The organism is Paenibacillus sp. J31P13, from assembly GCF_056269295.1.
Window position 1 is genome coordinate 81,934 of record NZ_JBWDNR010000006.1, and the last position, 15,362, is coordinate 97,295.

Sequence of the window (15,362 nt, forward strand, 5' to 3'; positions counted from 1 at the left end):
AGACAGTGAGCTTGCCCTTTATCGGGTAGGCTTTTTTCTTTTTTTAAGGCGATTCATTTCTTCCAAAACTTATGGGGGGAGTATGAATTGACAAAAAGCAATCCAACGTTCTATACTGTGTTTATATTTAATACAGTTATCCAACTCATTAGGAGGAATTACAATGTCAACAACTCAAATTGATTCACCCATACAAAACCAAACCAACGAACAAACCGAGGCTTCTTTCATGAAAGTACTTAATGGACGTCATTCCGTTCGGAAATATGACAACAGCGTTGTTATTTCTGAGGAAGAAATCCGTGAAATATTGGAGATTGCTACAAAAGCGCCATCTTCATCCAATATGCAGCCTTGGCGTTTTCTTGTTGTAACGGATCCAGAATTGAAACAAAAGCTTCTTCCAATCGCTTTTAATCAACAGCAGGTTGCTGAAGCATCCGCCATCATTATTATTCTCGGAGATTTGGAGATGTACAGCTTATCCGAAAAGATTTATGGTGAAACGGTTAAAGCGGGCTATATGACAGAGGAGTTAGCTGCTAACTTCATTGCAAACTCATTGAAAACTTATACCTCTATTCCAGCTGAAAGACTTAAAGAGGTTGTTGTATTTGACACAGGTCTCGTTGCAATGCAGCTTATGTTGACTGCACGCGCTAAAGGCTATGATACGGTTCCTATGGGCGGCTACAATCGGGATGCGGTAAAAGAACTCTTTAACATTTCGGATCGTTATTTGCCTACTCTGATGCTTCCTATTGGCAAAGCGGCAGCAGCGGGTCATCCAACTACACGCTTATCGGTTGATGATGTTACTTTCTTTAATAAAATGTAAGTTTTAAAAATAACGAAAACCGGTCTCTTCTTCAGAAGAAGACCGGTTTTTTTTGTTAATATGAAGGAAACTCCGCTTAAATCTCACCATAGATGCAATCTTTGGCTAGAGGACAGTGAGAGCCGCTTTCGCTTGGTTACCATTTTGCAGGGGGCAATCATTGGAACTCGGTGCCATTGCCTTGTTCCTTTGGATCTTGCTTGTTACGGTAAAAATACCAGCAGTCATTTAACAGCTTAACTTGCCGGCGGTCCCGCTTAAGAAATGCGCGCATCAGTTGATTGCAAAGCCACTGCGGCATACGCATCGTCCTCCTCCCGTGCCCAACTTGTTGTAATACTAAAGTATGGGGGAGGGCGGGTGACCGTGCAGGTCCAAACTAATTGCTTTGTTCTTCTTCATATTCCTCATACCATTGCTCAAGCTGAGCTTGCAGCGCGCGAATCTCAGTTAAGAGGGAGATAAGCGGGTATGATTTTTCTTGAATACCGGAGAAATCCTTCTCCAGGCTATTAATGTAATCCAGTCCAGAAATAACGGAAATAGATGATTCATGAAGCTCAACATCATTGCATTCTGCGACAGCATAAGGCAGACTTGGTACATGCTCAGCTGTTAATTTATCGATTTCTTTATGAAGTCTAAGATTTAGTGCGCTTAGCTGATAAGCGTGTGTGTGAGGCATTTCAACGAAAAAGATGCTGTCATTTTGTTTGAATAAGACGTAGCGCATTGTAGCCATAATCGATTTTGTTCTCCCCTCGGTATGTTACCGTCCTTTATGTAGACCGTTACTGTTTATTTAACAATTCCTACTTGACAGTGTAGCGTATCACGGCTTTAAAATTCAAGTAGTTGGGGGAGAATAATCTATGGAAAACGAAGCGCTTCAGCAATGGGTTGAAAGGATATCGCTTACTTTTTTTAACCGTCCATTCTTACATGAAGCGACATTTAATAGTCGTTTAAAAGCAACCGGAGGACGGTATTTTACGAAATCGCATAATATTGAAATTAGTCCGCATCAGCTCCAGTCATTTGGCGAGGAGGAAACAGAGAAAATTATTAAGCATGAGCTATGTCATTATCATTTGCATATTTTGAGGCGAGGCTATCGACATCGTGACGCTGATTTCAAGCAATTGTTGGCGCATGTCGGCGGCGCACGCTACTGCCAATCCCTTCCTGAACGAGCAGAGAGAAAGCAGCAGCCATTTCGTTACAAGCTCGTTTGTGGAAAATGCGGTATGGAATATTTACGCAAACGAAAGCTGGACCCTGCAAAATATGCTTGCGGTAAATGCCGGGGAAAATTAAACATGATTTCTCTTGACATAAAAGTTTAACCATGATACATTATTAAAAGTCACTTTTACATTTTCCCTGATAGCTCAGTTGGTAGAGCACTCGACTGTTAATCGAGTTGTCACAGGTTCGAGTCCTGTTCGGGGAGCCAAGATTTGGGGAGATACCCAAGTGGCTCAAGGGGACCCTCTGCTAAGGGGTTAGACTGCGCAAGCGGTGCGAGGGTTCGAATCCCTCTCTCTCCGCCATTCTTTTTCAACAAGTGTTTGTAACGGGAAGACCGTTCAACCGGTCTTTTTTATTTGTCACAATAGATTGCAGTCTAGTGGCGAAGCGGACATGCATTAAAGATTTAAGGCCCGTTGGTCAAGCGGTTAAGACACCTCCCTTTCACGGAGGTAACAGGGGTTCGATTCCCCTACGGGTCACCAATTTCCTCTTAGCGAAATTGCTCTCTAGAGCTCAATTTCAGTCACATTGAGAGCCATTAGCTCAGTTGGTAGAGCACCTGACTTTTAATCAGGGTGTCGAAGGTTCGAGTCCTTCATGGCTCACCATTTTTCTTCAGATCTTGAAGGGAATGGAAGCGAAGGAAGCACTAATTATAAATGTGCGGTAGTGGTGGAACGGCAGACACGCTATCTTGAGGGGGTAGTGTCCCATGGACGTGCAGGTTCAAATCCTGTCTACCGCACCATAATTTACTTTTGCCCATGTATATAGGTGAATTTAGAAGGTGTCACATGTTAACACTTTTCTGATATATGATGCCACTTTATATTCAGATCATAAATCTGATTAGAGAGTGGTTTTTTCGTTCTTGGGCACCATAACAAGTCAAACAGATACATCATTAGAGATGAGGAGCTGTATACATGAAACTACATTTGAATTTCACGAACAAAGGACAAGCAGCAATTGCAAAATTCGACAACGAAGAATTGCTTGAGATTTTCGGTCGATACAGCAACACCTTGATGAAGAAATATTCTATTGAAGTTACGGTTCCGGCAGAAGGTAACGAAGCGATTATTAACAGAGGTATTCTTACTGTCTTTGTAGACAAAGTTGAATGCGATGTTGAGACCTTCTTCAAAGAATTGGGCAGAGATGTTAAAGTTCCTTTGAAAAAAAGACTGACTCCAGAAGACAAATTGGATAACGTTTTTAAAGCGGAGACAATTGAATAGGAATCATTGCTACGTGCTTTGATTTTTATTCAAAAAAAAGCTTGTACTTCAGTTGAAATGCTGATATAATCATTTTTGTTGTCTCAACAACACTGATCATTATGTATGAAATGGCCCGTTGGTCAAGCGGTTAAGACACCTCCCTTTCACGGAGGTAACAGGGGTTCGATTCCCCTACGGGTCACCATCTATCCTCAAGCGAAATAGCTCTAAGAGCTTAATTTCAGTCACATTAGAGCCATTAGCTCAGCTGGTAGAGCACCTGACTTTTAATCAGGGTGTCGAAGGTTCGAATCCTTCATGGCTCACCATTTGCTCACACTCTCAAGGCAAATGCGGTGAAGGGTCGACAAACCAAATGTGCGGTAGTGGTGGAACGGCAGACACGCTATCTTGAGGGGGTAGTGTCCAAAGGACGTGCAGGTTCAAATCCTGTCTACCGCACCATATCTTATACTATACAAGCCCTTGCTCCCAAGCAGAGGCTTTTTTTTATTTCTTTTTAAGTGTGTTCCTCGCATTGACCGTCTCAAATGAAACAGCGGATAGAATGATTGAGGCATCATTTGCCCCCATCATTCTATCCGCTGCAGCCTGCCTCTATTGTTGAATAGCCACTAAGAAGCTTAACCTTCCCATATATGGCGTTCTTGGTCTTTTCCAGTGTATTCGATACGAGATGGTTGAATATCTAAGATGACGTAATTAGGATCATCAGGGCCGTTAAACCACTTCTTCATCTCATCATTCCATAAGGACTTCCGCAGTTCGTCATTTTTAGTAATATCAACTGTTCCTTCTATTTCAATCAATTCTTTAGGTCCAGTACCGTCGAAGCCCAGCAGTAAAAAGGCATTCGGGTTTTGTTTCAGCTCTTCAACCTTATGTGTCTTGCGGTTCGTAGCGAGATGAACGGTAAGCCCATCATGAAAGACAGCCATGTAGCGTGCCTTCGGTTTATTCTGTTCAACCGTAGCTAAGGAGCCAAACTTATGGCGATCCAACGCTTCTGAGATAAGTTGTTCAAGTTGTTTGTTTTCCATCATAATCAGCTCCCTTGTATTTCAGCTTCCTAAGTACTTTACCCTTTTTGAGGTAATATGAATCGTTATTCTATATTCTGTGTTAAATGTAATCACAAAAAAAGGAGACCCGATATTCGGGTCTCCTCTTCTTTATCTTAATGACCTGCTTCTTCAGTGTCATTTGAAATACGCAATACTTCGAATATCTTGAACAATAGACTGAGAATGATTGCGACTACCGTTGCGAGAGACATACCGGAGAGCGACATATCTCCAACGTTAAGGGTAACACCGCTGAGACCTGTAACTAGAACGACTGTAGTCAAGAAAAGGTTAGTCGGTTTGCTGTAATCAACTTTTGATTCAATCAGCATTCTAAGACCTGACGAGGCGATAACTCCGAATAGAAGCAGGGATACGCCTCCCATAACCGGCTCAGGGATACTGGAGATTAAAGCTGAAAACTTACCTGAAAAGGACAGGAGAATTGCGATGACCGCTGCGCCGCCGATTACGAATGTGGAATAGACCTTCGTAATTGCGAGTACACCGATGTTTTCTCCATATGTAGTATTTGGTGTAGATCCCGTGAATCCAGATAACATCGTCGAAATACCATTGCCGAGCATAGAGCGGTGAAGACCAGGATCTTTGGAAAGATCTTTGTTGACAATATTTCCTGTTACAACCAAGTGACTGATGTGCTCTGCTATAACGACTAGCGCAGCTGGAGCAATTATGATAATAGCTGTCCACTGAAATTCTGGAAATGTAAAGGTAGGCGATTGAACCCAGTCTGAAGCACCGACCTTACCGAAGTTCGTATAGCCCATCAGATAGGCAAGTACATACCCCGCGATGATACCGAACAGAATCGGAATGATCTTCATAAACCCTCTGAAGAGAACAGAGCCAAGTACAGTAATGGCGAGAGTAACCGTCGATAAGGTAATAATTTTCGCGTCAGCCGCCCAGGTTGCTTCTTGACCACTTTTGGCAATCCAGCCTGCCATTCCTGCTGCTGTTGGAATAAGCTCAAGTCCGATAACAGCAACGATTGCTCCCATAGCTGCGGGTGGGAATACAACATTGATCCAGCCCGTGCCAGCTTTTTGAATAATAAACGCAACGATTGTAAAAATGACTCCGGCAATGATAAAGCCGCCTAGAGCGCCTGCATAGTTGCCGCCGCCTCCAGCTGTATCGCCGATAACGGAACCTGCCGGTCCAAGGAAAGCAAAGCTTGATCCAAGATAAGCTGGTATTTTGCCCTTACAAATCCATAAATAAAGCAATGTTCCGATACCGTTCATTAGCAAACAGATCGCAGGGTCGACACCGAGTATATTCGGTACGAGCACAGTTGAACCAAACATGGCAAAAAGATGCTGCAAGCTAAGCATGAAACTTTGCCCAAGAGGAGGCCTTTCATCAATACCAATTGTGTTTTTCATTGTTACGAGCTCCTTCAATAAAGTAGGTTGTCTGTATATGACCCTTGTCGATTCTACCTAGATAAGATTAGGTTTGCAAGTGTTTTCTTATCATTAGGGTGGACATTTATGAATATATTCATATAGAGAGGAGGCAATCGAATGGAATTGTGGGTGATTTGGCTTATCCTCGCAGGGATATTGATAGTAGTTGAAATGCTTACGCTTACGTTTTATCTACTTTGGTTAGGTATTGGAGCTTTGGTAGCCGCCATTATTGCATTGCTTTGGCCAGGTAATGTTGCGCTGGAGGTAGTCGTGGGCTGTGCAACCGTTATTATTTTAACACTGTTTACAAAACCGTTAACTCGCAGGCTTCATGCTTCACGCGGATATAGTGACGCCGTGGACGAGTTGGTCGGCAAACAGGGATTAGTAATGGAGGATGTAGGTACGGATTTGCAGGGTATCGTCAAGGTTGGGAATGAAACCTGGAGTGCGCTATCTGATGAACCTCTAATGAAGGGAGAGTCCATTATCGTTGTAAGCAGGGGGAGCGCAGTGCTTCTAGTTAAAAAATGGGGAGGTTCCGATTAAGTGTCTATAATAATCGTAATTGTGTTATTAGTGCTGGTCGTGGTGTTCGTAGCCTTGTCCATAAAGATCGTACCGCAGCAAAGAATTGGTGTTGTCGAGCGTTTAGGGAGGTTCAATCGTCTTCTTACGCCGGGTGTGAACATTTTAATTCCGATTATCGATCATGTAAGAACCTATCATGACTTGCGTATTCAACAAGCGAATGTGCCGCCTCAAACCGTTATTACAAAGGATAACGTACAAGTAAAGATTGATACGATCATTTTCTATCAAGTAACGGGTCCTGAACAAGCTACATACGGCATATCGGATTACGTATATGGCGTTCGCAACATAAGTACCGCGACCATGCGGCAAATAATCGGTAAAATGGAGCTGGACGAAACATTATCTGGCCGTGAAAAAATTTCATTTGATATTCGAATTGCGCTTGATGAGGCAACAGAAAAATGGGGCGTCCGAATTGAACGTGTTGAGGTTATTGATATTCAACCTCCAATCGATATTCAGGATGCGATGGATAAGCAGATGAAGGCAGAGCGCAGCAAACGGGCAATGGTGCTTGATGCAGAAGCTGCCAAGCAGGACATGATTTTGCGTGCAGAGGGCGACAAGCAAAGTAAAATATTGAAGGCTGAGGGCGACAAGGAAGCTCGTATTCGCCAAGCGGAAGGACAGCGTCATGCACAGGAGCTTGAGGCTTTAGGAGAAGCGAAGGCTATTCAATCGATAGCCGAAGCGGAGAAAAATCGGATCGAGCTTATTCGTTCAGCTGGCCTTGATGAGCATGTGCTCACCTATCGATCCCTTGAAGCATTATCAGACATTGCAAATGGAGCCGCCAATAAAATATTTATTCCGACTAGAGCAGTTGAGACTCTTGGAACGATTGGAGCTATCGGTGAAATGCTAAAGGCTGGTAAGTCTGAGTGATGATATAAGCAACTTCATGCTTGACCAAGAACCCCAATGTCTGTATTGAGGGTTCTTCGTTTTGTGAGTTGAGTTATAATTTCAAAAAAACAATACTGTAAGTAAAAGGAAGATTCGTGAACCTTAAGCTTGTAAACTATTGATTTTACTGTGAAATCTGATCACATTGGTCTAAAAAGGCAAAATTAAACGGAATATTGCATAATTTTCTAAAAAAATGGGACCTTTTTCATAGTCGACCGTATTAAACATATAGAAAAAAATCTAATATTAGGGAGAGATGTCATTGAGCTTCATGGATCAAAACCAGAACCCTGGCCAGAATCATAGCATGAGCGGCCGTAGGCCGCCGGAACTAAAGCCAGCTACAGTGAAGAAAATAGTGATTGGTATCGCAGCGGCAATTTTTATTATTTTTATAGGCTCGTCTTCGTTTTATACGGTACAAGAGCAAGAGAGAGCGGCAATTTTAACATTTGGAAAATATACGGGTGAAAGCTCAGCAGGGCTTCACTTCAAATGGCCTTATCCGATTCAGCAGACCATTACGGTTCCGGCAGAGCTGACGCAGCGGATCTATATTGGTTATCGTCAAGAAGGCAACAAAGAGATGGTAGAGGTGGAAGATGAGGCGATGATGATAACCGGTGACGAGAATATCGTATCGGCAGACGCAGTCGTCCAATGGAAAATTAGCAGCATTCACGATTACTTGTATAACATCTCGGATGCAGAACAATTTTTGCGTAATGCAGCAAGCTCGTCCATTCGGGCTGTAATTGGTTCTGAGAAGCTTGATTATGCGATTACCGACGGTAAAACCGTTATTCAAGACAAAGTTCGTGAGAAGCTGGTTGAGCTTCAAACCAAGTACAAAACAGGTATTCAGATTATAGATATTAAGTTCCAAGATATCGAACCTCCGAGCGGCCAGGTTGCTGAAGCATTCCGCGAAGTAACGAACGCAAGAGAAGAGAAGAACACCAAAATCAATAATGCTGCAAAGTATGAGAATGATCGCATACCGAAGGCGCGCGGTGAAGCACAAGCTCTGCTGGAGAATGCGGAGGGCGAGAAAAAATCACGTATTCTAAACGCTGAGGGTGACGTTGCAAAATTTAATGCCATATTTGGAGAGTACAAAAACAATCCTAATGTTACACAAAGCCGGCTAGTGTTAGAGACACTAGAGAAAATATTGCCGAACGCCCAAATTTTCATTACGAATTCGAACAGTGATACGGTCAACTATTTACCGTTAAATGAGCTTCTGCGCAGCGGAACAAGCAATACGACGACTACACCGCCAGTAACAGAGACTCCGCAAGGAGGTAACACGCAATGAAGAGAAATCAATGGATAACCCTTGTTGTTGTTTTATTAGTTGTTATTTTAGGCTCAGGCTCGATGTTTATCGTTAAAGAAGGCGAATATAAGGTCGTTCTCCGATTTGGCGAAGCGATGAGAGCAGTTCCAGAGCCGGGCTTGAAGTTTAAACTGCCATTTATCGAGAATGTATCCACACTTCCAAAATACCAAATGACGTATGAGAGCAGTCCGACTACAATACTTACAAAGGACCAAAAGCCGATTGTTGTCGATAACTATACCGTTTGGCGCATCACGAATGCTTCGCAGTTTTTGAGAACCGTACAATCCGTCAGCGGGGGCATTCAGCGAATAGATGAAGCTGTATATAACTCGGTTCGTCGTAAGCTGTCGGAAGTAAACTACGATAACATTATTAGTGAAAATACAGCGCGAGGCAACATCAATGATGAGATCACCAAGGATGTTACTGCAGCTCTTACAAGAGACAACTATGGTATTGAAGTCATTGACGTTCGAATTAAACGTACCGACTTGCCTCCAGAAAATAAGCAAAGCGTGTACAATCGGATGATATCGGATCGCCAATCGATTGCGGCGCGTTATTTATCTGAGGGAGATGAGGCGTCACGCAAAATCACTTCCAAAGCGGATCGTACAGCGACCGAGCTGATTGCTCAAGCGCAAGCAGATGCGAAGAAGATAGTCGCCGAGGGCGAGCGCGAGGCAGCTAAGATCTATAACAAAGCCTATGGCAGCGACCCGCAGTTCTATAATTTTTATCGTACGTTAGAAAGCTACAAAACAACCTTGCAAAATGAGCCAGTCATTATGATGCCAATTGATTCTCCATATGCAAAAATATTGTTAGGTCAATAGAGAAGAGTGAGCCTGTCTAAACGGGTACCCATACATTGTATACTTTGAAAGAAGGTGTACAGCATATGGGTACCTTTTTGTTTACTGGAATTAGTATCGGAGGCGTGAAAATGAGGGAAAAACATTATTATTACCATACTAACCGATATCAATGGGAACAAAAAAAATGACTCCTGTACAGTACAGGAATCATTTATTAAGTATATCCTTTTTGAAATCTACGTTAAATTTTGCTTCATTTTGCTTGAGGCTCTATTTTTACCTACATCTATCAGCTTACTTATTAAGAATGCAGCAGCTATGAAAATAATAAAGATATTCGGATAACCATATCTGGAGAAGGCTACGAATGGAATATAAATGACTGTAAAATAAGCAAGTGTGAGCAATAACAGTAAATATGGTATATTCTTTTGCCTAATGGTTTGAATAAGCATCAGGATCAGTCCAATGAAGCCTAAAATCATCATGAGCGTATGGAAAATGACTATGGCTTCACCAGAAACGCCAAACACGGGCTTCCAATAGTAAACCCCTTGATAGAGTCCTTCAATTTTATCAACGGTATACCACTTCAGATAGGTTAACGGCTCCTCTTTAAAGCCATATTTCACAATCTTTTTCGCTGTTTCTACATTATCATCATCAGAGCCTACAAATAAGCTGTTTCTGCCTCCTGTGTATTCCGGATGAGCATCGAAGAAGGCTTGAGACGGAGCAGCGTTATTCACAAGAGCACCTAATAGCATTGGATTTCCTGCCGATTTCGTGAAAGGAATGAAGCTATCAAATGTAACATAATTACGTATCCACCAAGGACCTAGAATAAGGACTAGGATCGTTGAAATAATGGCCGTATATTTGACGATTAGCTTCCACGAGAGTCTGTTTACTAGCCAGATGATAAACAATACGACTGGAAAAAGGATCGTATGCGGTTTGAAATAACAGGCTATCCCAACTAGCAGGGCAACAATGGCATAATGCTTCGTAAGGTTTGTCTTTAAAGCGAGCAGGCTAAAGCAGATTAATGCAATAAAGGTTGTTCGAAACATTGTTTCTGATAAAATGACGCCTGATGAGAAGTAATCGGGCAAATAAAGCGCTGTAGCTATACTGGCAATAATAGCTGCTCTGCTATTAAATAAATAGTTAGCTAGAACAAAAATAAGATAGATGGAGAAGCCTTGCAAAAGAACTTGCAGTAAGCGGAACGCAATAACTGCGGCATCCCCTTGTCCGAAAATGAGCATCAGCCCCGATAATACAAATGGCATGCCGGGCATAATGAAGGCTGAAGGTGATTCTCCGCTATTATAAGCGAGAGTGTGCTTATTTAATAATATTTTTGCACTGTTTACATACTTCACATCATCATTGTTGAGCTTCTCATAGGAGCCGAGTAGAAAGTAATCCCCATACATGAGAACAGATGCTGCACTGAACGCGATCACCAGAATAATAGTCGCAATAAGAGTGGCTTTAATGGGGAATGAGACCTCGCGCAGCTTAAACAAAATATACACACCTTTCCTATCTCTAAATACCTGTTATTACAAAATTTCCTCTAACTATAACATGACGAGCCAAATATGAAAAAGGTTCTGAGGATATGAAAATTATTTTTGTTTTGTATATACATGCGCACAATTGCGATTGAAAAATCCTCAAACATAGCACGCACCTAGGGCAGCAGATCAAGAAATCGTTTCGATGCAGCGGATAGAGGAACACCGCGAAGTGTGGCTATGCCAATGCTGCGAGCGGGAACAGGAGGGTTCAGCGGTATTTCGATCAGCTCACCGGAAGCGAGTTCATTGAGAATATAATGACGAGCAATGAATGCTGCTCCAAAGCCGCTTCTTGCAAATTGTGCAAGCAAATCGATACTGCCGAGCTCGAGCTCAGGTGAAAAACTAACGCCGTTGCGAGCTGCGTAATCATCAAGGAAAAGGCGAGTGCTGCTGCCTTTCTCCAATAATAGCAATGGATGCTGGTTTAATTGCTCCAATTCGAGCGTGCCTGCTGCAAGTGAAGCATAGGATTGTCCAGCAACGAGACAATCTTGAAGAGACAAGCTCTCGCGAAAATCCAGCTGCTTATCTGTAGCAGGCAGATGGACAATACCAAAATCGATCTTCCCTGCCTTGAGCAGCGCAATGGTTTCAGGAGTTGTTCGATTGGTAACATGAATGCGGATGGAAGGGTACATGCTATGATACTTCTCCAAATATGGCATCAAATAATGCTTGCATAGGGTATCACTGGCACCGATACTCATTTCTCCTTTTTGCAATTCATGCATTTCTGCTATCATTCTCTCGCCTGTCTCCATAAAGCTGTAAGCTTGCTCAATGTAGCGATACAGCACCTCACCCTCAGCGGTAAGCTTAACCCCTTTTGCCATACGGAAGAAAAGCTGTCCGCCTAATTTGGCTTCTAACTGTTTGATCGTATGTGTGACAGCAGGCTGCGTAATATAGAGCTGCTCCGCTGCCCGAGAGAGGCTGCCTGTTTTGGCTGTCCAATAAAAAACACGATACCATTCCATATTTACGACCATAGCTATTACCTCACCTAATACATGATATTAGTTATATCAATTTTTCTAATGTGATATTAGCTATTATAATAAACGTTGTGAGGTAATTACAAGAGCGGAGGCGATTGGAATGACAGTAACAGCGATTGTAGGTGCGAATTGGGGAGACGAAGGCAAGGGGAAAATGACAGATGCTTTAGCTGCAAAATCGTCTTATGTCGTTAGATATCAAGGCGGCAGCAACGCCGGGCATACGATAATAAACAGCTACGGAAAATTTGCTCTTCATATGCTGCCATCAGGCGTGTTTAACCCAGAGGTAATTAATGTGATAGGACCGGGAACCGCGCTTGACGGGGAGGTTCTGCTGCGGGAGAGAGAAGAGCTTCTTGCACGCGGAGTGCCTGAGCCGCAGCTTCGTATATCGGAGCGGGCTCAGATTGTACTTTCGATTCATCGCTTATTTGATGAGCTGGAAGAGGAGAGACTCGGCGAGAATAGTTTCGGTTCGACGAAACGAGGAATCGCTCCTTTTTATGCAGATAAGTATGCGAAGCTTGGTATTCAGGTAGCAGATTTGTATAATAAATCGCGATTATTGCTCAGACTTGAGCAAACGCTGGCAGCCAAAAATATATTGCTTGAAAAGTGGTATGGCCGCCAGCCTATAACGCCGCAGGAGCTTCTTCCAGAGCTCCTGGAACTTGCAGAAAAGCTTCGTCCATTTGTATCAGATACGAGCAAGCTGCTTCATGAAGCCTATCGAAGAGGTGAGCATATTTTATTGGAAGGTCAACTCGGAGCATTGCGAGATCCTGATCACGGTATTTATCCCTACTCGACTTCGTCTTCTACACTTGCAGGCTTTGCGCCGGTAGGTGCAGGTCTTCCGCCGTATGCGATTACGCGAATTATTGCAGTCGTCAAAGCTTACTCAAGCTGTGTCGGAGCAGGACCCTTCGTATCCGAAATTGAAGGAGAAGAAGCGAGTACGCTGCGCAGACTTGGCGGGGACGGGGGCGAATATGGCGCCTTGACAGGACGTCCGCGACGTATGGGATGGTTTGACGCAGTGGCTACTCGTTATGGCTGTATGCTGCAAGGAGCAACAGAGATAGCGCTGACGAATCTGGATGTTCTTGGCTATCTTGAGGAAATACCGGTATGCGTATCGTACCAGGAGGATGGAAAAGAGATGGAGGATTTCTTCCCGGTTACAGCAAAGCTTGATTCGGCGAAGCCTGTTCTACAGCGATTGCCGGGATGGAGCTGTGATATTACTCATATACGTAAATTTGAAGATTTGCCTGAAGCGGCAAAGCAGTATGTTTATTTTGTAGAGTCATCGACGAGTGTTAGGGTAGCAACTGTATCCGTTGGACCGAGACGCGAGCAGCTCATTATTCGATAAGTTATATAGAAGGCAGTGTCATTAGAGTCGTAATGGACTTCGAGACACTGCCTTCTTTGTACGATTCCACATTACACTCGTGATTCTGTTAAAATGAATGCAAGTTGTCTAATATAATGAAGATATTTGTTGGAAAAGGAAGGATGGAGTGTACCATGTCTAAAATACTCATTGTTGGAAGTATAAATATGGATATTGTAAATAGCGTTAAGCAATTCCCTTTGCCGGGAGAAACGATTCATAGTCTTGGAACGGCTTATTTCCCAGGGGGCAAAGGTGCAAACCAAGCGGTTGCGGCAGCGCGAGCAGGCGGTGATTGCGTGATGATCGGCGCAGTTGGCGAGGATTCTTTTGCAGATACGTTAATTGGTTCATTGCGAGATAATGGCATTGCGACCGAACATGTTCTGCGAAGATCAGGCACTTCAGGCGTTGCTATTATTACAGTTAATGGCGATGGCGAGAATAACATTGTACTTTCAGAAGGTGCAAATGGAGGAATGACGGCAGCGGACGTTGCTTCAGCGATTCCGGAATGGTCCGAGTTTGATGCAGTGCTGCTGCAAAATGAAATTCCATGGGAAACGACTTTATCAGTCATACATAGCGCGAGCAGCAATGGCGTACGTGTTCTGTACAATCCTGCTCCAGCAGTAAAAATAGCGGATGAGGTTTTTCCTCATATCGATACTCTGGTTATTAATGAGACAGAGGCTGCTGTTATTTCTGGGATTACGATAAGTGATGAAGATTCCGTTTATGCGGCGGCAGATTGGGTTCTTAATAAAGGGGCGTCAAACGTTATCATTACATTAGGAGAAAAGGGCTGTGTTCATAAAAATGCCCAAACCGACGCACTGACCATACCAGCCTTTCGAGTAAAGCCTGTTGATACGACGGCAGCAGGCGATACATTCCTAGGAGCTTATGCAGCTGCAAGCGTAGAGGGGAAATCAACGGAGGAAGCACTGCAGTTTGCTGCGGCAGCTGCTGCATTAGCAGTGACCAAAGCAGGCGCTCAAACCTCGATTCCTTCAAGGGATGAAATAGCAGCCTTTCTTCAAAAATAAAGCTTTTCTAAAAAAGGGCTTGCTAAAACTAATACCATTAGTTTATTATAAAACTAATGGTATTAGTTTTCTTTGTGAAGGGGACGATTAGGATGAGATTTATACGGGAAAAGACGGTTATACAACTAACTTATTTACCGAAGATATTTCCAGTAAACTGTTATTTGGTTGAAGAGCAAGATGAATTAACGTTAGTGGACGCAGCGCTGGCTAACAATGCCAAGGCGATTTTAGAAGCTGCTGAAAAAATAGGAAAACCGATTACACGTATCGTATTAACGCATGCACATGATGATCATATAGGAGCATTGGATCGATTGAAGGCAATGCTTCCATTGGCACAGGTTTTTATATCAGAAAGAGATGCACGCCTATTAGCAGGTGATCGTTCACTAGATGATAACGAGCCGAAATTCCCTATACGAGGCGGCGTTCCGAAGAATGTGAGAACCAAGCCTGATGTGCTGCTGCAAGATGGTGACAAAATCGGTTCCCTGCTTGCGATCGCAGCTCCAGGTCATACGCCTGGCTCAATGGCGTTTTTAGATACGCGCAATCATATTTTAATAGCAGGAGATGCTTTTCAATCCCGTTCTGGCGTTGCGGTAGCAGGACAAATGAAATGGTCGTTTCCATTTCCGGCTTTGGCGACTTGGGATAAGGGAACGAGTCTGGAAACAGCACGTCGATTGAGAGCTTTAAAGCCAACGTTACTGGCAGTTGGTCACGGGAATATGATTAATCAACCGACACCTATTATGGACAAAGCTATATTAGAAGCGGAAAGTGCTTTAGCAAAATAGAAGATGA

General features: G+C 43.2%; 16 protein-coding genes and 8 tRNA genes. 18 read left to right on the forward strand and 6 right to left on the reverse strand.

Annotation, left to right across the window (positions count from 1 at the left end):
* The first annotated feature begins 163 nt into the window (after positions 1-163).
* Complete coding sequence (locus AC0YOD_RS20040) at positions 164-838, forward strand: nitroreductase family protein (RefSeq protein ID WP_475801107.1); 675 nt, start codon at positions 164-166, stop codon at positions 836-838.
* A gap of 157 nt (positions 839-995) precedes the next feature.
* Here the strand turns inward: AC0YOD_RS20040 and cmpA are convergent, their stop codons facing one another.
* Both cmpA and AC0YOD_RS20050 read right to left on the reverse strand, forming a co-directional pair.
* A complete protein-coding gene (cmpA, locus tag AC0YOD_RS20045; protein WP_475801108.1) occupies positions 996-1,139 on the reverse strand; it encodes a cortex morphogenetic protein CmpA in 144 nt (47 codons plus the stop codon).
* Positions 1,140-1,217: 78 nt separating this feature from the next.
* Positions 1,218-1,580, reverse strand: a complete 363-nt coding sequence (locus AC0YOD_RS20050) for a hydrolase/acyltransferase (protein WP_475801109.1) — start codon at positions 1,578-1,580, stop codon at positions 1,218-1,220.
* A 130-nt stretch (positions 1,581-1,710) separates the two neighbouring features.
* Between AC0YOD_RS20050 and AC0YOD_RS20055 the strand changes: the two genes are divergently transcribed.
* From AC0YOD_RS20055 to AC0YOD_RS20100, 10 genes are all read left to right on the forward strand, one after another.
* Positions 1,711-2,184, forward strand: coding sequence for a SprT family protein (locus AC0YOD_RS20055; RefSeq protein WP_475801110.1), 474 nt, complete (start codon positions 1,711-1,713; stop codon positions 2,182-2,184).
* Positions 2,185-2,218: 34 nt separating this feature from the next.
* Positions 2,219-2,294 (forward strand) — tRNA-Asn (locus AC0YOD_RS20060).
* 6 nt (positions 2,295-2,300) lie between these two features.
* A tRNA-Ser gene (locus AC0YOD_RS20065) sits at positions 2,301-2,391 on the forward strand.
* Positions 2,392-2,499: 108 nt separating this feature from the next.
* Positions 2,500-2,574 (forward strand) — tRNA-Glu (locus AC0YOD_RS20070).
* A 50-nt stretch (positions 2,575-2,624) separates the two neighbouring features.
* Positions 2,625-2,700, forward strand: a tRNA-Lys gene (locus AC0YOD_RS20075).
* Between the two features lie 55 nt (positions 2,701-2,755).
* Positions 2,756-2,840 (forward strand) — tRNA-Leu (locus AC0YOD_RS20080).
* 178 nt (positions 2,841-3,018) lie between these two features.
* On the forward strand, positions 3,019-3,333 hold the full coding sequence (locus AC0YOD_RS20085) for a hypothetical protein (protein WP_475801111.1): 315 nt from the start codon (positions 3,019-3,021) through the stop codon (positions 3,331-3,333).
* 112 nt (positions 3,334-3,445) lie between these two features.
* Positions 3,446-3,520 (forward strand) — tRNA-Glu (locus AC0YOD_RS20090).
* A gap of 48 nt (positions 3,521-3,568) precedes the next feature.
* Positions 3,569-3,644, forward strand: a tRNA-Lys gene (locus AC0YOD_RS20095).
* 51 nt (positions 3,645-3,695) lie between these two features.
* A tRNA-Leu gene (locus AC0YOD_RS20100) sits at positions 3,696-3,780 on the forward strand.
* Between the two features lie 179 nt (positions 3,781-3,959).
* On the opposite strand, the gene AC0YOD_RS20105 is transcribed toward AC0YOD_RS20100, so the two are convergent.
* Positions 3,960-4,376, reverse strand: a complete 417-nt coding sequence (locus tag AC0YOD_RS20105; RefSeq protein ID WP_475801112.1) for a pyridoxamine 5'-phosphate oxidase family protein — start codon at positions 4,374-4,376, stop codon at positions 3,960-3,962.
* A 137-nt stretch (positions 4,377-4,513) separates the two neighbouring features.
* Positions 4,514-5,812, reverse strand: coding sequence for a uracil permease (gene uraA / locus AC0YOD_RS20110; RefSeq protein WP_475801113.1), 1,299 nt, complete (start codon positions 5,810-5,812; stop codon positions 4,514-4,516).
* Between the two features lie 141 nt (positions 5,813-5,953).
* On the opposite strand from uraA, the gene AC0YOD_RS20115 reads away from it, so the two are divergent.
* The 4 genes from AC0YOD_RS20115 to hflC all read left to right on the forward strand — a co-directional run bounded on the left by AC0YOD_RS20115 (position 5,954) and on the right by hflC (position 9,529).
* Entirely contained in the window at positions 5,954-6,388 is a 435-nt protein-coding gene (locus AC0YOD_RS20115; RefSeq protein WP_475801114.1) for an NfeD family protein, read from the forward strand.
* Entirely contained in the window at positions 6,389-7,321 is a 933-nt protein-coding gene (locus AC0YOD_RS20120; protein ID WP_475801115.1) for an SPFH domain-containing protein, read from the forward strand.
* 295 nt (positions 7,322-7,616) lie between these two features.
* Complete coding sequence (gene hflK / locus AC0YOD_RS20125; protein ID WP_475801116.1) at positions 7,617-8,666, forward strand: FtsH protease activity modulator HflK; 1,050 nt, start codon at positions 7,617-7,619, stop codon at positions 8,664-8,666.
* Complete coding sequence (hflC, locus tag AC0YOD_RS20130) at positions 8,663-9,529, forward strand: protease modulator HflC (protein WP_475801117.1); 867 nt, start codon at positions 8,663-8,665, stop codon at positions 9,527-9,529. Before hflK ends, hflC begins: the two co-directional genes overlap by 4 nt.
* 218 nt (positions 9,530-9,747) lie before the next feature.
* On the opposite strand, the gene AC0YOD_RS20135 is transcribed toward hflC, so the two are convergent.
* Positions 9,748-11,046 carry an ArnT family glycosyltransferase gene (locus tag AC0YOD_RS20135; RefSeq protein WP_475801118.1) on the reverse strand — a complete coding sequence of 433 codons (1,299 nt, stop codon included), beginning with the start codon at positions 11,044-11,046 and terminating at the stop codon, positions 9,748-9,750.
* Between the two features lie 167 nt (positions 11,047-11,213).
* A complete protein-coding gene (locus AC0YOD_RS20140; protein ID WP_475801119.1) occupies positions 11,214-12,092 on the reverse strand; it encodes a LysR family transcriptional regulator in 879 nt (292 codons plus the stop codon).
* Between the two features lie 109 nt (positions 12,093-12,201).
* Here AC0YOD_RS20140 and AC0YOD_RS20145 point away from each other — a divergent pair, with 109 nt between their 5' ends.
* The 3 genes from AC0YOD_RS20145 (at position 12,202) to AC0YOD_RS20155 (ending at position 15,355) form a co-directional block, all read left to right on the forward strand.
* Positions 12,202-13,482: an adenylosuccinate synthase gene (locus tag AC0YOD_RS20145; RefSeq protein ID WP_475801120.1), complete on the forward strand. Its 1,281-nt coding sequence runs from the start codon at positions 12,202-12,204 to the stop codon at positions 13,480-13,482.
* 155 nt (positions 13,483-13,637) lie between these two features.
* On the forward strand, positions 13,638-14,552 hold the full coding sequence (gene rbsK / locus AC0YOD_RS20150) for a ribokinase (protein WP_475801121.1): 915 nt from the start codon (positions 13,638-13,640) through the stop codon (positions 14,550-14,552).
* 92 nt (positions 14,553-14,644) lie between these two features.
* Complete coding sequence (locus AC0YOD_RS20155; RefSeq protein ID WP_475801122.1) at positions 14,645-15,355, forward strand: MBL fold metallo-hydrolase; 711 nt, start codon at positions 14,645-14,647, stop codon at positions 15,353-15,355.
* Positions 15,356-15,362: the final 7 nt, after the last annotated feature.